19 protein-coding genes and 1 riboswitch are annotated in these 19,265 nt (G+C 72.5%); of the genes, 12 read left to right on the top strand and 7 right to left on the bottom strand.

Annotation, left to right across the window (positions count from 1 at the left end; genetic code table 11):
* Positions 1-73 precede the first annotated feature (73 nt).
* Positions 74-224: riboswitch (adenosylcobalamin (AdoCbl) riboswitch) on the top strand.
* A 4-nt stretch (positions 225-228) separates the two neighbouring features.
* Genes OG917_RS03445 through OG917_RS03455 form a run of 3 tightly spaced genes read left to right on the top strand, consistent with a single transcriptional unit; the run spans position 229 to position 3,076 of the window.
* On the top strand, positions 229-1,218 hold the full coding sequence (locus OG917_RS03445; RefSeq protein ID WP_328316012.1) for an ABC transporter substrate-binding protein: 990 nt from the start codon (positions 229-231) through the stop codon (positions 1,216-1,218).
* A gap of 47 nt (positions 1,219-1,265) precedes the next feature.
* Entirely contained in the window at positions 1,266-2,297 is a 1,032-nt protein-coding gene (locus OG917_RS03450) for a FecCD family ABC transporter permease (RefSeq protein WP_443059054.1), read from the top strand.
* Positions 2,294-3,076: an ABC transporter ATP-binding protein gene (locus tag OG917_RS03455; protein WP_328316013.1), complete on the top strand. Its 783-nt coding sequence runs from the start codon at positions 2,294-2,296 to the stop codon at positions 3,074-3,076. Before OG917_RS03450 ends, OG917_RS03455 begins: the two co-directional genes overlap by 4 nt.
* 58 nt (positions 3,077-3,134) lie before the next feature.
* Here the strand turns inward: OG917_RS03455 and OG917_RS03460 are convergent, their stop codons facing one another.
* On the bottom strand, positions 3,135-3,965 hold the full coding sequence (locus tag OG917_RS03460) for a hypothetical protein (protein WP_328316014.1): 831 nt from the start codon (positions 3,963-3,965) through the stop codon (positions 3,135-3,137).
* A 130-nt stretch (positions 3,966-4,095) separates the two neighbouring features.
* On the opposite strand from OG917_RS03460, the gene OG917_RS03465 reads away from it, so the two are divergent.
* Entirely contained in the window at positions 4,096-4,485 is a 390-nt protein-coding gene (locus OG917_RS03465; protein WP_328316015.1) for a hypothetical protein, read from the top strand.
* A 100-nt stretch (positions 4,486-4,585) separates the two neighbouring features.
* Here the strand turns inward: OG917_RS03465 and OG917_RS03470 are convergent, their stop codons facing one another.
* Together OG917_RS03470 and OG917_RS03475 are read right to left on the bottom strand one after the other, a co-directional pair.
* A complete protein-coding gene (locus OG917_RS03470; protein WP_328316016.1) occupies positions 4,586-5,230 on the bottom strand; it encodes a DUF305 domain-containing protein in 645 nt (214 codons plus the stop codon).
* A 98-nt stretch (positions 5,231-5,328) separates the two neighbouring features.
* Complete coding sequence (locus OG917_RS03475; RefSeq protein WP_328316017.1) at positions 5,329-5,835, bottom strand: hypothetical protein; 507 nt, start codon at positions 5,833-5,835, stop codon at positions 5,329-5,331.
* A gap of 319 nt (positions 5,836-6,154) precedes the next feature.
* Between OG917_RS03475 and OG917_RS03480 the strand changes: the two genes are divergently transcribed.
* The 3 genes from OG917_RS03480 to OG917_RS03490 all read left to right on the top strand — a co-directional run bounded on the left by OG917_RS03480 (position 6,155) and on the right by OG917_RS03490 (position 10,014).
* On the top strand, positions 6,155-7,174 hold the full coding sequence (locus tag OG917_RS03480; protein ID WP_328316018.1) for a cation diffusion facilitator family transporter: 1,020 nt from the start codon (positions 6,155-6,157) through the stop codon (positions 7,172-7,174).
* 207 nt (positions 7,175-7,381) lie between these two features.
* A complete protein-coding gene (locus OG917_RS03485; RefSeq protein ID WP_328316019.1) occupies positions 7,382-7,648 on the top strand; it encodes a heavy-metal-associated domain-containing protein in 267 nt (88 codons plus the stop codon).
* A 107-nt stretch (positions 7,649-7,755) separates the two neighbouring features.
* Positions 7,756-10,014 carry a heavy metal translocating P-type ATPase gene (locus tag OG917_RS03490; protein WP_328316020.1) on the top strand — a complete coding sequence of 753 codons (2,259 nt, stop codon included), beginning with the start codon at positions 7,756-7,758 and terminating at the stop codon, positions 10,012-10,014.
* Between the two features lie 598 nt (positions 10,015-10,612).
* Here the strand turns inward: OG917_RS03490 and OG917_RS03495 are convergent.
* The 3 genes from OG917_RS03495 to OG917_RS03505 all read right to left on the bottom strand — a co-directional run bounded on the left by OG917_RS03495 (position 10,613) and on the right by OG917_RS03505 (position 14,285).
* Positions 10,613-11,470: a geranyl diphosphate 2-C-methyltransferase gene (locus OG917_RS03495; RefSeq protein WP_328316021.1), complete on the bottom strand. Its 858-nt coding sequence runs from the start codon at positions 11,468-11,470 to the stop codon at positions 10,613-10,615.
* Between the two features lie 22 nt (positions 11,471-11,492).
* On the bottom strand, positions 11,493-12,719 hold the full coding sequence (locus OG917_RS03500; protein ID WP_443059055.1) for a family 2 encapsulin nanocompartment cargo protein terpene cyclase: 1,227 nt from the start codon (positions 12,717-12,719) through the stop codon (positions 11,493-11,495).
* A 156-nt stretch (positions 12,720-12,875) separates the two neighbouring features.
* Positions 12,876-14,285, bottom strand: coding sequence for a family 2B encapsulin nanocompartment shell protein (locus tag OG917_RS03505; RefSeq protein ID WP_328316023.1), 1,410 nt, complete (start codon positions 14,283-14,285; stop codon positions 12,876-12,878).
* Positions 14,286-14,819: 534 nt separating this feature from the next.
* Between OG917_RS03505 and OG917_RS03510 the strand changes: the two genes are divergently transcribed.
* The 5 genes from OG917_RS03510 (at position 14,820) to OG917_RS03530 (ending at position 18,409) form a co-directional block, all read left to right on the top strand.
* The gene (locus tag OG917_RS03510) at positions 14,820-15,869 is read left to right on the top strand and encodes an acyl-CoA dehydrogenase family protein (RefSeq protein WP_328316024.1); all 1,050 of its coding nucleotides are present in this window, start codon (positions 14,820-14,822) and stop codon (positions 15,867-15,869) included.
* Positions 15,866-16,630 carry a PIG-L deacetylase family protein gene (locus OG917_RS03515; RefSeq protein ID WP_328316025.1) on the top strand — a complete coding sequence of 255 codons (765 nt, stop codon included), beginning with the start codon at positions 15,866-15,868 and terminating at the stop codon, positions 16,628-16,630. The genes OG917_RS03510 and OG917_RS03515 overlap by 4 nt, the downstream gene beginning before the upstream one ends.
* Positions 16,627-17,244, top strand: a complete 618-nt coding sequence (locus tag OG917_RS03520) for an SAM-dependent methyltransferase (RefSeq protein WP_328316026.1) — start codon at positions 16,627-16,629, stop codon at positions 17,242-17,244. The genes OG917_RS03515 and OG917_RS03520 overlap by 4 nt, the downstream gene beginning before the upstream one ends.
* Positions 17,241-17,963, top strand: coding sequence for a glycosyltransferase (locus OG917_RS03525; RefSeq protein ID WP_328316027.1), 723 nt, complete (start codon positions 17,241-17,243; stop codon positions 17,961-17,963). The genes OG917_RS03520 and OG917_RS03525 overlap by 4 nt, the downstream gene beginning before the upstream one ends.
* Positions 17,964-18,100: 137 nt before the next feature.
* On the top strand, positions 18,101-18,409 hold the full coding sequence (locus OG917_RS03530) for a DUF6479 family protein (protein ID WP_328316028.1): 309 nt from the start codon (positions 18,101-18,103) through the stop codon (positions 18,407-18,409).
* Between the two features lie 11 nt (positions 18,410-18,420).
* Here OG917_RS03530 and OG917_RS03535 read toward each other — a convergent pair whose 3' ends face one another.
* Positions 18,421-19,239: an MBL fold metallo-hydrolase gene (locus OG917_RS03535; protein ID WP_328316029.1), complete on the bottom strand. Its 819-nt coding sequence runs from the start codon at positions 19,237-19,239 to the stop codon at positions 18,421-18,423.
* Positions 19,240-19,265 lie beyond the last annotated feature (26 nt).

The raw sequence follows: 19,265 nt of genomic DNA on the forward strand, positions 1-19,265 counted from the left end.
ATCAGTCTGCACGAGACGCACCCCGGCCGGACGGACGGCGCGGCGGCCCCGGCCGGACGGTCTGACACACTGGGGCCGTTCACCCAGGCGGCGCAGGCCAGGAAACCGGTGCGAATCCGGTACGGTCCCGCCACTGTGACCAGGCCTCCGGGCCCGGGAGTCAGACACTGACGCGCCGCCTTCTCCACCGTCACCAGGGGACGAGGACTCCCCGGGAGAGGCAGGGCCATGCCCACGTTCCGTACTGCGCCGCGCCTGTTGATGAGCGCCGCACTTCTCCTCCCGCTCGCCGCCTGCGGCTCGCCCGGCACCGGGACGGAGCGTCCGCAAGGCGCCAGGACCGCGGCCGGCTTCCCGTACACGGTCTCCAACTGCGGTACGCGGACCACCTTCGACGCTCCCCCGGAGCGCACCGTCACCATGAACCAGCACGCGACCGAGGTGATGCTCGCCCTCGGGCTGGGGCAGCGCATCGCGGGGACGGCCTACGCGGATGACGCGGTGCTCCCCCGATACCGGTCCGCCTACGCCAGGACCCGGGTGCTGGCGAAGGAGTACCCGTCGAAGGAGACGCTGCTCGGCGTCAACCCCGACTTCGTGTACGGCGGTTACGCCAGCGCCTTCGACAAGGGCGAGGGCCGGGACCGCGCCGGGCTGGAGGAGTCCGGTATCGCCACCCGGCTGAACGTCGAGTCCTGCACCCGGGGGCCGGCCGGACTCGACGCGGTCAGAACCGAGATAACCGAGGTCGCCCGTACCTTCGGGGTACCGGCGCGCGGCAGGAGACTGATCGCCGGGCAGCAGCGGAAGATCGACACGGTGGAGGCGGGACTGCGGAAGAGCCCGCGGCCCTCCGTCTTCGTCTACGACTCGGGCGACAGCTCCCCGTTCACGGCGGGCGGTTACGGCATCGGCGACCGGATCATCTCCCTGGCGGGCGGCCGGAACATCTTCTCGGATGTGCACCACGCCTTCGGCACCGTGTCGTGGGAGCAGGTCGTCAAGCGCGAGCCGGACGTCATTGTGATCTACGACTACGGCGGGACCCCGGTCGAGGCGAAGAAGAAGAGACTCCGGGAGGACCCGGCGCTCGCCGGGGTCCCCGCGATCAAGCACAACAGGTTCGCCGTCCTGCCGCTGTCGTCGGCCGTCGTGGGGGTCCGGGTCGCGGACGCGGTGGAGGACCTGGCCGGGCAGCTGCACCCGGGCGTGGCGTGAGGGCGGAGCACGGCGCGGTGGAGCACGGCACGGTGGAGCACGGCGCGGTGGAGCACGGCGCGCCTTCGGCCGCGCGGTTCGCCGCGGTGACGGCCGGGCTGGTCGTCCTTCTTCTGGTGGTGGCAGTGGCCGCGCTCGCCCTGGGTCCCGTCCGGATCCCGCCGGGCGAGGTCCTGCAGGCCGTGTTCGGCCGTCCCCGTAAGGGTGCGTACGCCTCGATCGTGTGGGACGTGCGGGCTCCCCGGGTGGTGCTCGGGGCGGTGGTCGGTGCCGGTCTCGCGGTCACCGGCACGGTCCTGCAGGCGCTCGTACGCAATCCGCTGGCCGACCCGTTCCTGCTGGGCGCCTCGTCGGGGGCTTCGGCCGGAGCCGTCACGGTCATCGTCCTGGGCGCCGGCGCGGCGACGACCGTGGCCCTGCCCGCCGCCGCGTTCGCCGGTTCCATGGGGGCGCTGGTGGCGGTGTACGTGATGGCGAGGCGCGGCGGCACCGTCACCACCGGGCGGCTGATCCTGGCCGGGGTGGCGATCCAGTACATCCTGTCCGCGTTCACCAGTCTCGTGCTCGTCCTCTCCGCCGAGGCCGAGCACGCCCGCTCGATCCTGTTCTGGACTCTGGGCGGGCTCGGGGCCGCGCGCTGGGACCAACTCGCCCTGCCCACCGCCGTGCTGGTGCTCGGTATCGGTCTGCTGGCCGCACTGGCGCGCCCGCTCGACCTGCTCCTCACGGGCGAGGAGGCGGCGCACACCCTCGGGCTGGACACCGGCCGTTTCCGGGGCGGGGTCTTCGTGCTGGTCTCCCTGGTGATCGGGGTTCTGGTCGCCTGCAGCGGGGCGATCGGCTTCGTGGGCCTGATGGTGCCGCACGCCGCCCGGCTGACCGTGGGGGCCGGGCACCGCAGGCTGCTTCCGGTCGCGGCGCTCGGCGGCGCGGTCTTCCTGTTGCTGGCCGACCTCCTGGCGCGCACGGCGGCGGCCCCGCAGGAGATCCCCGCCGGAGTCGTCACCGCGCTCGCGGGCGGCCCGTTCTTCCTGTGGCTGCTGCGGCGCTCCGCCAGGACCGAGGGGATCGCCGGATGACCGCGACACCGTCCCGGCTCACGGTCGAGGACCTCTCGTACGAGGTGGACGGCCGCACCCTGCTCGACTCGGTGGGCCTGACCGCCCTGCCGGGCGAGACGGTCGGCCTGGTGGGCCCCAACGGCAGCGGCAAGACCACCTTCCTGCGCTGCGTCCACGGCGCGCTGCGGCCCGCCGCCGGCCGGGTGCTGCTGGGCGGCGTGGACACCGCGGGGCTGAGTGTCAAGGAACGCGCCCGGCTGATGGCGGTGGTGCCCCAGGACGCGACCGGGGTCTTCGGGCTGACCGTGCACGAAGTGGTGGCGATGGGGCGCAGTCCGCACAAGAGGTTCTGGGAGCAGGACGGGCCCGACGACACCCGGCGGGTCGGTGAGGCGCTGCGCCGGGTCGGGGCGGAGACGCTGGCCCGGCGGCGCTTCGACGCGCTCTCGGGCGGCGAGCGCCAGCGCGCACTCGTCGCCCGTGCGCTCGTCCAGGAACCCGGGCTGCTGGCCCTGGACGAACCGACCAACCATCTGGACATCCGCTACCAGCTCGAAGTCCTCGCACTGGTCCGCGGTCTCGGCACCACCAATCTCCTGGTGCTGCACGACCTGAATCTGGCCGCCGCCTACTGCGACCGGCTCGTCGTGCTGCAGGACGGCCGGGTGGTGGGCGCGGGGACGCCCGCCGAGGTGCTGACCGAGGAGCTGCTGGCCACGGTGTACGGCGTCACCGCCCGTATCGGCGCCCACCCGGCCACGGGCGTGCCGCACGTCGTCTACCTTCCGCTGCCCTGAGCCGCCCCGTGCTCAGCGGCGACCGTGCGCGCCGCGGGGCTGGGCGGGAGCGGGCCGTTCACATGCGTCCCTGCCAGGAGACCGTCGGGTTGGGGGTGGTGTCCCACTGGTTGAGGATGCCGTCCCAGTCGTGCATCGGCGCGGTGGTGAAATCGGCGAGCGGCGTCTGCTGATCCCACGACGTCTGCTGGTCCCACGGGCTCTGCTGGTGCTGGGCAGGGTGATACCAGCCCTGGGAGGCCGAGGCCGCAGACGCCTCGGCGGCGGAGCGGCGATGGCGCCCCGACTGGTCGGCAGGGGGCTGGGCGTAGGTGAGACGGCCCTGGGTCTCCAGATATCGCGCCCTGGCCACGAGGTGGGGCAGATCGAGACCGAGCTCGCTCGCCAGTACGGACAGGTCGACTCCGGTGCTCCAGGCCCCGACGAGGACAGCGTCCATCGCGGGGGACGACGCGGGTTCCTGGACCTGCTCATCGGGCACGGAGGCGACGCCCGGCGCCTGCGGGGGGCGTGGCACCGGGATGGTGGCGCGGTACTGCTGCGCCGGTTCCTGTTCCGGTTCCGGCTGCATCTGTCCGGTGTCCGGGTTCTCCACCGGACACGGTTCGGGCTGCTCGACCGCCTGCTCCGCGAGGAGCGCCTGTGCCACCGCCCGGGCGTCGTCCTTGCCCACGGTCCGCCGGGCGAGGCGCACTTCGCGCTCGGTCAGTCCCAGCAGCCCGGCGACGGTCCCGTCGCTTCCCAGCGTCACGGCGAACGCGGCCAGCGTGCGGGTCCGCACCGCGTGTCCCTCATCCAGCGCACCCTGAGCGCGGCGCACCTCTTCGTCGTTCGCGCAGAACGCCTGCGCCAGCACTGCATGGCGCTCCCACAGCTCCCTCGGATCCATGCCCGCACCAACGAAGTGATGCCCGTTTTGAAACGAGTGTCAGCGAATTACACCGCATGAGACTAAAGCGCAGTTTATCGTTCTGTGCCGCCCGGAGTTACCCCAGCGGGTGGTGGTCGTTACCCCCGTCATGAACGCACGCGCGCCCGCCACCACCACGGCCCGAGGCTCGGCGGTATTCATCCCGCTTCCCGCGCAGGCCACCCGGGTCCCCATGCCGGAACCGGTACCCGTGCCGCAGCCGGCGACGCCCCAGGGGCCTCCGCCGCCCGGGCGGCACGCGGGCGCGCACCTGCCCGGCCGCACGGACGCCCGGACACCGCTCTACTCCGAGCTGGCCACCCAGTGGACGGCCCGCGGGGCCACGGTGCCGGGCGCCCCCGACCCCGAGTGGCAGCGCCTGGTCTCCTACGAGTCCCTCCTCGCCGAAGTCGAGTCCGTCCTCAGCGATCTGCGCCCCCACCGGGCACCGCAGACCCGCCTGCTGCCCGCCCGGCAGCACCGGGCACCGGACATGTGACAGCGAGCCCCTGCCCGGCGCTCCCCCCAGGAGCGCCGGGCAGGGGCCGGGCAACCGCGATCAGGGCGCGCCGGCTACCGCACCCCGGCCACGAACGGCGTCAGAGCCGGTCGAGGATCTTGCGCATCGTGCCGACTTCGGCCCGCTGGTCCTCGATCACGGCGGCGGCGAGTTTCCTGGCTGCCGCGTTGCTGCCGTTCCTGCGTTCTTCCTGCGCCATCGTGATCGCGCCCCGGTGATGCCCGATCATCATCTCGGTGAACTTCCGGTCGAAGTCGTGACCCCTGGCGGCCTTCAGCGCGGACATGGCCTCGCCCGTCATCATGCCGGGCATCGACGCACCGCTGCCGTGACGCATGCCCGGCATGCTGTGGTCCGCCGACGGGGAAGCCGGCTTGCCCCAGGAGGCCAGCCAGCCCTTCATCGTGCGGATCTCGGGCCCCTGCGCCTTCTCGATGTCCACGGCCAGGCTCTTGACCTGCCCGTCCGATGCCCGGCCCCCGGCCAGCCGCGCCATCGACACGGCCTGCTGGTGGTGCGGGATCATCATCTGCGCGAACGCGATGTCCGCTTGGTCGAACTTCCCCGGCGCGGGGGCCGCAGCGCCGCTTGCCCGGTCGTGGCCGGACGCGGACGCGTGGTCACCGCCGGACGACCCGCAGGCCGTGAGTGCGAGAGCGAGAGCGGCGGCGGCGCCGGCGGTGATGGCGCGACGGCGCGCGGAGAAGTGCGGGAGAACAGACATGGCGGGTTCTTTCCGGGTGGGCGCGCCTCCTGGCGCGCAGGTGAACGGGTCCGCTGCCGGAGACCACGGCCTTGTCGGCCGGGTCCGGCGAGGCCCTGTCACACCCGCGCGACACACACCCGCAGCAGCACACTCCGCCCGCTCACCGGTGGCCCTCTGCGCCCGGTCCTGACCGGGCGCGGCGGCCGGCCTGCCGGTCCGCGGGCGGCCAGGAGGGCGAGGGCGGCGAGGCCGCTCGCACCGGCCGGCCCGAGCAGAGCGGGGTGCCGTGCGGGCGTCGACACACAGACCACGCCGTGGTTCCCCGCCCCGGAAGCGCCGCCGGCCGTGGCCTCGGGCCGGGCGGCGTCCTGGCGTGCGGCGACGGGCGCCATCGCGGATCCACCGTGTCCGGCGGGCATCGTGGACCACGCGGAGCCCGCGTCATGCAGGGGGTGCCCGGTACGCGCGGCGCCACTGTCCTGCGCGGCGCCCGGAGCGAGGGCGCCGTGACAGCCGCCGGCCGCGGAGGCGGGCGCGCCGTGCATGAGGAAGAGCCCGAACAGCACCGCGCACACCATGGCCAGCCGGGCCGTGGCCCGTCCGCGTGTGGTTCCGCTGTTCACCCGGCTCCCCGTTCCCCTCGCTGCGCCATGGTCCGGTCCGGGACGGCGACGGTAAGTCGCCGCCCCGCGCCGACCATACCCCGGGCCGGTATCCTCCCGCATGGCCGGGGCGCGCCGCGCCGTGACCGGGTGCCGGGCGCGGAGCAGGGCGCCCGGCCCGTACGGGAGGACGCCCCGCCGACGGCCGGGCGGACCGCCGTCCGGAGAGGTGAACCGCCGTGACCGGTAATGACACTGGTAACCGACATCGGTGCAGCCTTTGCACCGAGGGGCCGTACTGCGGTTCACTGCCGGTCTCCGACCGCACAGGGGGCACCACGTGAGCAGCCACGACCACGCCCATCCGGGCACGGGTGACCACGGGCACAGCCACGGCGTGGCCAAGGACGCGGACCGCCGCTGGCTGGGCGCGGCCCTCGCCCTGATCGTCGCCTTCATGGCGGGCGAAGTCCTCGTCGGCCTGGCATCGCATTCGCTCGCCCTGCTCTCCGACGCGGCCCATATGCTCACCGACGCCGCCTCCATCGTCCTGGCGCTGATCGCGATGCGCCTGGCAGCCCGCCCCGCCAGGGGCGGTTACACCTTCGGACTCAAACGCGCCGAGATCCTCTCCGCCCAGGCCAACGGCATCACCCTGCTGCTGCTCGCCGTCTGGCTGGCGTACGAAGCCGTCCGCCGCCTGATCGACCCGCCGCCGGTGACCGGCGGCCCGGTCCTGGTCACCGCGCTCGTCGGCATCGCCGTCAACCTTCTGGCCGCGTGGTGCATCTCCCGGGCCAACCGCACCAGTCTCAACGTCGAGGGCGCCTACCAGCACATCCTCACCGACCTGTACGGCTTCGTCGCCACCGCCGTCGCCGGTGTGACCGTACTGACCACCGGATTCGCCAGGGCCGACGCCATCGCGACCCTGATCGTGGTGGCGCTCATGCTCCGCGCCGGAACCGGCCTCGCCCGGGCCTCGGGCAGGATCTTCCTCGAAGCCGCACCCGCCGGCACCGACCCCGACCTCCTCGGAGACCAGCTCGCGGCCCAGGAGGGCGTGGTGGAGATCCATGACCTGCATGTCTGGCAGATCGGCTCCGAGCAGACCGCGCTCTCCGCCCATGTGCTGGTCACCCCCGCGGGTGACTGTCACGCCGTACGCCGGGACCTCGAACGAGTGCTGGCGGAGCGGTGGTCCATCACCCACACCACCCTCCAGGTGGACCACGCCCACACGGCCGCCGCCCGGCAGGACGTCATCATCGGATCGGCCCCGCCGCCCGGCGCCGGCGCCGGCGCACACTGCGAGGACGCCCACGGCCCCACGCATCACGCGGGACCGCACGACCACTGATCGCGCAGACGGCGCCGGGGCCGGGCGCAGCAGGGCGGACCGCGAGGGCGGGCCGGAGGAGAGCGGGCCGGAGGAGAGCGGGCCGGAGGAGGGCGGGCCGGAGGACGGGGAATACCCCCCTTGGGTATGGTGTTCTCCTGTGCGGGAGCGACAGGGAACACCCTGTGCCGCCCGGACACCGGCCCCAGCAATCGTAAGGACGAAGCAATGACCTCCCAGGCAGACCCCCGTTCCGGCGCAGCCACGGACGTCACAGGCGACCGCGTCACCCTCACGTACCAGGTGTCGGGCATGACCTGCGGCCACTGCGAAGGAGCGGTCTCGGAGGAGATCTCGGCGATCGGCGGTGTCGCCTCGGTCAAGGCCGTGGCAGCCACCGGCCAGGTCACGGTCGTCTCCGACGCGGCACTGGACGACGAAGCCGTACGCGCCGCCGTCGACGAAGCGGGTTACGAGTTCGCCGGCCGCGTCTGACCTCCCTCTCCCGGGGCCACTCCGCCCCGGGCCGCGGTTTACCCGCCGGTCCGTACCGCCCCGCTCATACGGACGCCGTGCGACCGGCCTCCCCCAGGAGATACGCCATGACCAGCACGGCCCACGAGAATCCAGTGATTGCGGCTGCCGAAGTCGAGCTCTCCATCGGTGGAATGACCTGTGCCTCGTGTGCGGCACGCGTCGAGAAGAAGCTCAACCGGCTCGACGGGGTCACCGCCACGGTCAACTTCGCCACGGAGAAGGCAAAGGTCTCGTACGGCGCGGGCACGGATGTCGCGGACCTGATCGCCACCGTCGAGAGAACCGGCTACACCGCCGAGCAGCCCGCGCCGCCGCCGGCCGAGGAGCGTACGGAAGCCGCGCCCCCTGGAGCCGGCGGTGACCCGGTCCCGCCGGGGCAGCGGCTCCTCGTCTCGCTGGTGCTGTCCGTGCCCGTCGTCCTGATGGCGATGGTGCCGGTCCTGCAGTTCGACAACTGGCAGTGGCTCTCGCTCACCCTCGCCGCCCCGGTCGTGGTCTGGGGTGCGCTGCCGTTCCACCGGGCGGCCTGGACGAACGCCCGGCACGGCGCCGCGACGATGGACACCCTGGTGTCCATCGGCACTCTCGCCGCATTCGGCTGGTCGCTGTGGGCCCTGTTCTTCGGCAGCGCCGGGATGACGGGCATGCGGCACGGATTCGACTTCGCGGTGTCCCGCACGGACGGGTCGTCCTCCATCTATCTGGAGGCCGCGGCCGGGGTCACCACGTTCATCCTCGCGGGCCGGTATCTGGAGGCGAAGTCCAAGCGCAAGGCGGGCGCCGCACTGCGTGCGCTGATGGAGCTGGGCGCCAAGGACGTGACCGTGCTCCGGGACGGCCGGGAGTCCCGTATTCCCGTCTCCCGGCTGGCGGTCGGCGACCGCTTCGTCGTGCGCCCCGGGGAGAAGATCGCGGGCGACGGCCGCGTGGTGCAGGGGGCTTCCGCCGTCGACGCCTCGATGCTGACCGGTGAGTCGGTGCCGGTCGATGTGTACGCGGGCGACTCCGTCACCGGGGCCACCGTGAACGTCTCGGGCCGGCTGGTCGTCGAGGCCACCCGCGTCGGTGCGGACACCCAGCTGTCCCGGATGGCGAGGCTCGTCGAGGATGCCCAGAACGGCAAGGCCGAGGTGCAGCGTCTCGCGGACCGGATCTCCGGGGTCTTCGTGCCCGTCGTCCTCGTGATCGCGCTGGGCACACTGCTGACCTGGCTGCTGGTGACCGGCGACGCGACGGCCGCGTTCACCGCCGCCGTCGCGGTACTGATCATCGCCTGCCCGTGCGCCCTGGGCCTGGCCACACCGACCGCACTGATGGTCGGTACCGGGCGCGGCGCTCAGCTCGGCATTCTGATCAAGGGCCCGGAGGTACTGGAGTCCACCCGCCGGGTCGACACCGTCGTACTCGACAAGACCGGCACCGTCACGACCGGCCGGATGGCGCTGCAGGACGTCTTCGCCGCGCCGGGCGTCGAGGAGAGGGAACTGCTGCGCCTCGCGGGCTCCCTGGAGCACGCGTCCGAGCACCCCATCGCGCGGGCCGTCGCGGCGGGGGCCGAGGAGATCGCGGGCCCCCTCCCCGTACCCGGGGAGTTCGAGAACGTCGCGGGGCTCGGGGTGCGGGGCGTCGTCGACGGGCAGGTGGTGCTCGTCGGCCGGGAGCAGCTGCTGGCGGAGTCGGCGATCGTGCTGCCGCCCGGGCTGGCGGACGCGAAGGCCGCCGCGGAGGCTGACGGCCGCACGGCGGTGGTCGTCGCCTGGGACGGCGAGGCCAGGGGCGTCCTCACCGTCGCCGACGCCATCAAGGGGACCAGCGCCGAAGCGGTCGCCCGGCTGCGGGCACTCGGCCTCACCCCTGTGCTGCTGACCGGCGACAACCAGGCGGTGGCCGAGTCGGTGGGCCGCGCCGTCGGTATCGACCGGATCATCGCCGGGGTACTCCCGCAGGACAAGGTGGATGTCATCAAGCGGCTGCAGGGCGAGGGCCGTTCGGTGGCGATGGTGGGGGACGGTGTGAACGACGCGGCGGCCCTGGCCACGGCTGATCTGGGGCTGGCGATGGGCACCGGTACGGACGCGGCCATCGAGGCCGGGGACCTGACCCTGGTACGGGGCGACCTGCGGGTGGCCGCGGACGCGATCAGGCTCTCCCGCAGGACCCTCGGCACCATCAGGGGAAACCTGTTCTGGGCCTTCGGTTACAACGTGGCGGCCCTGCCGCTGGCTGCCGCGGGGCTGCTGAACCCGATGATCGCCGGTGCCGCGATGGCCTTCTCCTCGGTCTTCGTCGTCACCAACAGCCTCCGGCTGCGCTCCTTCAAGTGACCCGGCGTACGGGGAGGCCCGCCGTGGGGCCTCCTCCCTCGCACCGGTCCCGCCCGGTCCCGCTCAGCCCCCTCCGGGCCCGGATGCGTGGCCCCCTGGGCCCTCACGCCGGGCGCTGCCCCCGTAGTGCTCCGCGAGGGTATGGAACGCCTCCTTCGGCTCCCAGCGCCTCCCGGGGCGTGACCCGGGGGCCGTGTGTCCGGACCGGTGCCGTCCAGCATCCTCACGATGCCGTACGAGCCGAGATCCAGGTCCCTGCGCGGGTCGGCCCGGTGCGGCAGTCCGAAGCCGGCGAAGCCGAACCAGAAGGCGGTGTCGATGCCCTCCTCCTCGAACAACGGCAGCAGATCGTTCATGTACCGGACCTGTTCCCCCTCGTCGCGCACGGTGCCTTCCGCGACGAGCCCGTCCGCACCGATGACGGTCCAGCCCCCGGCGCCCGCCCAAGGCGGCGGCCCCCCGGTAGGCGCAGCAGCCCGCCTCCGTGACGGCGACCGGCTTCCCGTGGGCGAGGTACTCCCGTACCGGCTCGCGGTAGCGGTCGGCCGTCTGCTCCCTCCGCGGGGGCCGGCGGCCCGGCCCCCGCGGAGAGCGCGGTTCAGACCTTGTCCGCCGCGATCAGCAGGTACTGGAAACTGCCGCCCTTGTACGCGTCCAGGAAGGCTTCCTCGATGCCGGTGGCCAGAGGGGACTTCGCCCGCAGCTCCCAGTAGGGGATGGTGGCCGCGGTGAGATCGACGACGCTCACGGGTACCAGCCGGTTGGCGGCCATTTCCTTGAAGTAGCTGCTGCGGGGATGGATGCTGCAGATGTAGTGGGCGTTGATCTCACTGACGGCCCGGGACGGCAGACCGTAGGCGTCGTTGTAACAGCCGGTGATCGTCACATAGCGGCCGCCGTGCTTGAGGAGCCTGGCATACTCGGGGAACAGGAGAGCCAGATCCACGTACATCGTGCTCTCGTTGTTCCAGATGGCCTGGAAACTGTCACTCTCGAAGCCGGTGTGGAGCATGTTCTTGAGGTGGAAGCCGACCTTGTCGTCCACTCCGCGTTCCTTGGCCTGGCCGTTGGCGAAGGCGACCTGGGTCTCGGAAATGGAGACGCCGTCGACGCGGCAGCCGAAGCGGCTGTGAGCGACGAAGCTGCTGCCACCGCGGCCGGAACCGGAGTCCATGAGGCGGTCGCCCGGGGCGATGTCGCCGAGGTGGGACATCAACAGGTCGGACTGGGCACACTCCAGGCGGTGGAGCTCGGCCGTGAGGCGCTCCTGACGTGTCTCCTCCGGACCGTCGAGGACGGACCAGTCCGCCTCCCCGATGCCGTAGTGGTGGTGGTAGATGCCGTCGACCTCGCCCAGGCGGAGGTTGACGGGGTTCTCCTCCCGGTTCCAGTAGTTGGCGACGGACTTCTGGTAAAGACTGCGCAGCGGGTGGGCGACGGTGTCCTGAACGGTCATGGGTATCTCCTTCGTTACGGGGTCAGTTGGCGCTGTGGTAACGGGCGCTGGTGGCGTGCCACTCCTTGCTGCCGCCCATCCACGCCCACAGTCCGGCCAGGTAGCGGCGCAGCTGAGGGGAGCCGGCTGCCGCCAGGACGGCGCAGTCGGCTTCGACGGTGTGCATGAGTTCGTCGTGGATGGCCGCGGTGCGGTCGACAGCTTCCTGGAGGGAGCAGTTGTCCTCGGCTGCGATGAGGTTGGGCAGGTTGGTGTCCCCCGGGTCCTCCTTGGCCATCGAATAGACGTCGTTGAGCAGGACGTTGGCCATGCCCGCGTAGAGGTAGGTGCGGCGCACGGTGGGATCGGCGAACTCGTGGGCGGGCAGTTCGTAGCCGCCCACCGGGTCGATCAGCACCATGCAGGGGTAGAAGGCGTTCTCGTAGCGGTGCAGCAGGTACTCCCACACCGCGGGCTTGCGCCCGCTGCCGCGCCATTCGGCTTCCTGCCCGTAGGCGACGAACATCACCGCGAGTTCGTGCCGCAGCCGTGCCACCTGGGTGGTGCCGGCGATCTCGGAGAGGTGGGCGAGACTGGACCGGAAGGCGCGCAGGACGGGCTGCTGGCGGACGACCTCCTCGAACTGTGCGAGGTAGCGGGCGGGCAGCCGGACAGGGTCGATGACCGCGTGGGCCATCGCGAGCCGGGAGCCGAGGAGTTCCGGTTCCGTGTCCTCGCCCTCGTCGACCCAGTGGTCGTCGACGGACCATTCCGCGAGTCCGCAGCGGGCCGCGACCAGCAGGCGGTCGGGGTCGTCGCAGTCGGGATGCGCGAGCATGAACAGACGCCCGAACTGGTGCGAACGCAGGCGTTCGAGGCGGCCGGCGAAGATACCGGTCTCCTCGGCCCAGTCGACCAGGCGGTTGTTGACCTCCTCCCCGAGCGCCGGGTCGTCGCGTACCGCATCGGGGCAGTACAGCTGCGGGATCCGCACGGCTGTGTCCTGGCCGGGCGAGGGGCCGTCCCCCGATGGCGGCGGGGCTCCGTCCTGCCGTCCGGGCTGCCCGTCCGGGCTCGCGACGGTCGTAGTGAGGGTACGGAAAGCACGGGCGGCGGCCGTGCCCAGCCCTTCCGGTCCGGTGACCAGGCGCTGCAGTGCGGCGGGCGGGGCCGTAGCCGGTGAGGCCTGCGCGGCCGTGCGGAGGGCCGGGGCCCCGGTGAGGGCCGGTGGGTGCCCTGTCGGTGGCCCTTTCCACGTCCACGGGGGGATCCCGGCACCACTGGTTCGGGTCATGCGAGGAGTGCCTTTCGGTGGGGCGGCGGGTGAGCACGCCGGCAGACGGGCCGGGCGCGCGGGTGGGCGCCGGCGCGGACGCTCACGGAGGGTGTGAGCCGGGTGGTTCGGCAGGCCGGCCGCGGAATCCGGTCAGCGGCGCCCGACTTCGACGTTCTCCAGGATGCCGAGGGCGTCGGGGACCAGGACCGCGGCCGAGAAGTAGGCGGTCACGAGGTAGGAGGTGATCGCCTGCTCGTCGATGCCCATGACGCGGGCCGAGACGCCCGGCTCGATCTCGTCGGGGAGCCCCGGCTGCCGCAGGCCGATCACGCCCTGGTCGTCCTCGCCGGTGCGCATGCACAGGATCGAGGTCGTCCGGGCCGCGGTGACGGGGATCTTCCCACAGGGATAGATCGGCACACCGCGCCAGGACGGGACGCGGTGGCCGCCGACCTCGACCGGCCTGAGGATCAGACCGCGTCTGCTGCACTCACGGCCGAAAGCCGTGATGGCCCGGGGGTGGGCGAGGAAGAACTGGTTGTCGCGGCGTCGCGAGAGCAGCTCGTCCATGTCGTCGGGGCCCGGCACCCCGTCGTGGGGCTGGACGCGCTGGCCGTAGTCGCAGTTGCCGATCAGCCCGAAGTCGCGGTTGTTGAGGAGTTCGTACTCCTGGCGTTCGCGCATCGTCTCCAGGGCGAGCCGCAGCTGCTGCTCGGTCTGGTTCATCGGTTCGTTGTAGAGGTCGGCGACACGGGTGTGGACCTTCAGGACCGTCTGTGCGAGGGAGAGTTCGTACTCACGCGGCTCCGGCTCGTAGTCGACGAAGGTGTGGGGAACGCGTGGCTCGCCCGTGTGTCCCGCCGCGAGGTCGATGGCCGCCTCGCCGTAGCTGTTGGTGCGCTGCCGGGGAACCGCCGCGGCCCTTGCCAGGTGACTGCCCAGTGATGGTGCCCGTGCCACGAGGTTGTCGGCGTCCCTCCTGGACAGCGTCAGGAGCGTGCACGCTGTGGTGGCACGGAACGTGGACTCCCAGGCCGGCTCCGACGCGGTCAGGGACCGGTCGCCGAAGTGGGCACCGTCGGCCAGGAACCCCAGCACGGCCTCCGCGCCGTACGGTCCGGCGCCGACCCTGTCGACGCGGCCGTGCGCCAGCAGGAAGACCCGGTCCTTGGGCTCGCCCGCCCGCGCCAGTACCGTGCCCGGAGCGCAGTCGACCTGCTCGCACCGGTCGGCCAGCTCCCGCAGCACCGCCTCGTCGCCGTACCCCCTGAGGGCCGGCAGCTCCCCCAGCCCGGCCGGGATGACGGAGACCTGTCCGCCGGTCTGCACGAACGTCACCCGCCCGTCCCCCACGGCGTGGCTCAGCCGCCGGTTCACCCGGTAGGTCCCGCCCTGTACGTCCACCCACGGCAGCATTCGCAGCAGCCACCTCGACGAGGTCTCCTGGGTCTGCGGAACGGACTTGGCGGTCGTCGTCAGGTTCCGCGCGGCCGACGTCGACAGGCTCTGCTGTGCGGACGCCTGTACGGGTTCGGCTTCCCGGCCGGCTTCAACGGTCATAAATGTTCCTCAGTCCTCCTGTAGGTACGCCGGATCACCCTCCTGCTTCATCGCTTCTCCTGTCATCACACGAAAGAAGGCGAATGCCATCGGCCGTTCCGGGTAGCGCGTCAGATGTTTCGTTTCTTCGCGCACATGTCCCCATCCGGTTACTCCCCTGCGGGCGGGGGATTCCCGGGGAATCCCGTCCCCGCTCCGGATGGCACGGCCATGGAAGAACGCACGGTCAGGTGCATGTATCGGGGCGGGAGGGGCACTCGGAGGCAGCGAGCCGACTTCGCACTCACGTGTCACAGTACGAAGGTCGGCCCTTTCCCGGACGCCCGCGGCACTGCCCTCGACAACGGAATCGATACACCGGCAGGACGCTGAGGGCGTGCGCGCCGTACGCCATCTTTTATCTGTCCACGGCAGAGGAGACCGACATGCACCGAACCCCCGGCCGACCCTGCTGGAATTCCCTTGCCCGCCCGGCTCACGCCGCCGGCGAGCGTCCGTCCGTGAGTTTCTCCGCGCACGCCGGGGAGGCCTCCCATGCGTGAGGTCACCACCCCGCCGGGCGCCGGATTCGAATGGCCCGCCGGCCTGGACGAGGATTCCGGGCTCAGCCCCGGGGCGGCCCGCCGGGAGACCGCGGGGCAGTTCGCCGCCGTGGTCGAGGACATCGCGTCCGGCGCTCTGGAGTTTCCGCTGCCCGGCTCGGGAAGCACTCCGCAGCGGTTGGCTGCCCTGTGGTCCGTCGCCCAGCGGGACATCTGCCTGGCGCGGCTCGTGGAGGGCCACGTCGACGCGACGGCGATCCTCGCCGAACTCGGGAGCCCGGCCCCCGGCCCCGGCGAGCGCTGGGGGGTGTGGGCGGCCGAGCCGCCCGGTGAGGGTGTCACCGCCACCCGCACCGGGGACGGCTGGCGCCTGAACGGTCTCAAGCAGTACTGCTCCGGCGCACACAGCTGCACCCACGCCCTGGTCACCGCCGCCGCCGATGACGGCAGGCGGCTCTTCGCGATCAGCACGCAGGGCCCCGGCTGCAGTCCGGTGACCGGCACCTGGCAGGCGATCGGTATGGCCGGCAGCGACACCCCCGACGTACGGATCAGCGACCTGCCGGCGGTACCCGTGGGAGACGTGGAGGCGTACGTACGGCGCCCGGGCTTCCAGCACGGCGGCATCGGTGTGGCCGCCTGCTGGTACGGCGGGGCGCTCGCGGTCGCCGAGACCCTGCGCAGCGCGGCGCACCGCAGGCCTGATCCGCACACCGACGCCCATCTGGGCGCCGTGGACACGCGGCTCCACGCGGCGGGCTCGCTCCTCTACCAGGCGGCGGCCGAGATCGACCGGGACCCGCTGGACCGCAACGGGACGGCCAGGGTGCGGAGTCTGCGCCTGCGCGCGTTCGTCGAAGAGGCCTGCAGCGCGACGCTGGAGCACGTCGGCCGGGCGACCGGCGCGGGGCCGCTCTGCCACGATCTGCGCCACGCCCGCAATGTGGCCGACCTGACCGTCTACCTCCGCCAGCACCACGCCGAGCGCAACCTCGCTGAGCTCGGCGGCCTCGTCGCCCGCCCCGGGGAGGACGCCCGGTGACGCGCCAGGACCCGGCGCGGGCCGCCGACCCGATTCAGGCCCGGGGTACGGACGAGAGCGAGTGGCGGAGGTGGGACGGCTGGGAGGGGCTGCCGGAGCTGGCCCTGCCGTCCTCGGGACGTGCCGTGGTGGTCGCGGCGCACCCGGATGACGAAGTCCTGGGTTTCGGCGGCTCCATCAGTCTGCTGGCGGCCTCGGGGCTCGACCTCACGGTCGTCACCGTGACCGATGGTGAGCGCTCCCACCCCCACAGCCGGGTGGAGACCCCTGGCTCCCTGGCACGCATACGCGCCGAGGAGACACGTGCCGCGCTGGACGACCTCGGTGCGGCGGACGCGGACATCGTCCCGCTGCATGTCCCGGACACCGAGGTCGCCCGCCACGAGGACCGTGTCGCCGACGCGCTGGCCGACGTCGTGGCGGGCGCGGTCCTCTGCGCCGCGCCCTGGACCGGGGACATCCACGCGGACCACGAGGCCGCGGGCCGCGCCGCGCTCCGCGCGTCCGGCGCGGCCGGGGCCGCGTGCCTGCACTACCCGGTCTGGATGTGGCACTGGGCGCGCCCCGGCGATCCCCGGGTGCCCTGGACGGCGGCTGCCCGTATCGTCCTGCCGCCCGCCGCACTGGACCGCAAGACCGCCGCGATCAACCGTTTCACCAGCCAGATCAGCCCGCTCGGACCTGAGCCGGGCGACGCCGCGATCCTTCCGCCGGAGGAGATCGCCCACCACCTGCGCTCCGCCGAGGTGGTGTTCACGTGAGCACACCCGCCTCGTACTTCGAATCGATGTACCGGCACGCGAGTGACCCCTGGCACCTGGCCGAGCGCTGGTACGAACAGCGCAAGTACGACCTCACCGTCGCCGCTCTCCCCCGGCCGCGATACCGCCGCGCCTTCGAACCTGCCTGCTCCGTCGGGGAACTGACGCTGCGGCTCGCGGGACGGTGCGACGCCCTGCTCGCATGCGACCGGGTCGCCTCGGCAGCTGCCACGGCCGCGCAGCGCACGGCCGGGTACTCCCACGTCACGGTGGAGCACCGGGTCCTGCCCGAGGAGTGGCCGGACGGCACCTTCGACCTCATCGTCCTGTCCGAACTGCTCTACTACTTCGACCCCGCCGCGCTGGACCTGCTGCTGCGGCGCTCGGTCGCCTCCCTGGAGCCCGGTGGCACCCTCATCGCCGTCCACTGGAACCATCCGGCCGACGGGCACCTTGCCACCGGGGCCGAGCTCGCCCCGGTCATCGCCCGGATACCCGGTCTGACACCGGCAGCCGAGCACCGCGAGGACGACTTCGTCCTCCAGACCTTCGGCCGCCCCGGTCCGGACGGGATCCGGCCGCCGTCGCCCGCCGAGAGAGAAGGGCTGGTATGAAGCCGGAGGCCGTAGCGGTCCTCATCCCCGCGCACAACGAGGAGAAGCTGCTGCCCCGTGCGCTCGCCGCCGTCGGTGCCGCTGCCCGCCATCCCGCGCTCGCGGGGCTGCACGTGATCACGGTCGTCGCGGCCGACGCCTGCGCGGACGCCACGGCGGACGTGGCCGCCGGGGCGGGGGCGAGCGTGCTGCACCTCGGGTCCCGGAACCCTGGGCTGGCGCGCGCCGCCGCCGCCCGGTGCGCCCTGTCCACGCTGGCGGCTCCCCCCGCCGCGGTCTGGCTCGCCTCCACCGACGCCGACAGCACCGTCCCGCCCGACTGGCTCGCGTTCCAGCTCGATCAGGCACGGGCCGGCTGGGACGCGGTGGTCGGCACGGTGACCGTGGCCCACTGGCCACCGGTGCCCGAACTCGCCGACCGCCACCGCCTGCTGTACGACGCTTCGCGGCCCGCCGGCGGAGAGCCCTGGCGCCATCCCCATGTCCACGGCGCCAATCTGGGGGTGGCCGCCGGCGCCTACCTGGACGCCGGCGGATATCCCGCTCTTCCCGTGGGCGAGGACCATGCTCTGGTCAGAGCTCTCGAACGCGGGGGCCACCGGGTTCTGCGCACTCATGGCTGTCCCGTCGAGACGTCGAGCCGGCTGCGCCCCCGGGCCGCCGGGGGCTTCGGCGACCACTTGGCCCGGCTGGCAACAGAGAAAGGGGCGGTCTCCTGACGGCGGGGCCGCCCGTTTTCCGGAGCCTTTCCACGTCCGCGCCGGAGGCCGGGCGGGCCGGGCCCGGCATTCCATGCGGCGCCCGGTCAGCGCTGAACTGCATGTTATGGGCCTCTGCTTCCGGGTAGCCGCCGGGTATGTCTTCCTACTCGGAAATTGCCGCTTCACCCGGAATGAGCGTGGTGCTGTTCCCCGTTGCCGGGCTGGTCGTGGTCGGCGTCCTCGTCGCCGCCTTTCTCTGGGGGCGCAGGCTCAGTGCACGGGAGTCCCCCAAGCCCCTGCCCGAGGAGCAGCCCCGGAAGCCGGAGAGCGGCCCGGTCTTCGAAACCAGCGAGATCCAGGAGCCCCGCGAGGTGCCCCGCCAGGAGCACGGCCGGCTCACCCCCCATCAGCTGAAGGGGTACGGCCGCACAGAGCCGAGCGGCCCGGCGGAACCGCGCGACTGACCTCTGTCCGCTCAGCCGGGCGGCCGTTCGCCGCGCAGCCTCGCGATGTAGCGGTCGGCCGAGCGGCGGACGGCCGCGGCGCCGTCACCGACGACGACACGCCCCCACCAGCCACCGTAGACACGGTCGAAGGCGAAGCGCCCGACCTTGCGGGCGATGCCGGCCACGGTGTCCTCGTCGAGGGGGATGAAGTTGGGGAAGCTCCACATGAAGCTCACCCACTGACGGTCCTGGACGACGGCGACGGTGTCGCCGGTCAGCAGCGCTCCTTTCCCGCCGGAGCCCGCCGGCCAGTGCAGCACCGAGGCACCGTCGAAGTGGCCGCCGATCCGTGCCAGCGTGACCCCGGGGACGGGCTCGGCCTCGTCGTCGAACAACTCGATCCGGGGTGAGGGCCGCTGGATCCACTGCCGGTCGGCCCGCGGGATCAGGACACGGGCGTCGAAGGCTTCGGCGAAGTCGATGTGGGCGCCGTAGAAGTGCGGGTGGGACATGCAGATCGCGTCGATACCACCCAGCCCGGTGATGCGCCGCCTGGCGTCGTCGTCGAGCAGGGGGACGCAGTCCCACAGCACGTTGCCGTGCGGTGTACGGACCAGGAGCGCGCGCTGGCCGATCGCGACCGACGGCCGTACGCCGACACCGACGAGGTCCGGCTCCTCGTCCCGCACCTCACTGACATGGTCACGGGCCAGTTCGGCCGCCGTGGTCCAGCTCTGTCCCCGCGGGCCGACGTACTGCCGCTCGTCCTCACAGACGGGACAGTGCGCGGGCGGGTGTCGCGCATCCGGGTACTGCACTCCGCAGGTCACACAGATCCAGGCAGGCACGGGGCCGGTCTCCTCTCAGCAGCTCC

The sequence above is a fragment of the Streptomyces sp. NBC_00388 genome (assembly GCF_036061255.1).
Taxonomy (GTDB): domain Bacteria; phylum Actinomycetota; class Actinomycetes; order Streptomycetales; family Streptomycetaceae; genus Streptomyces.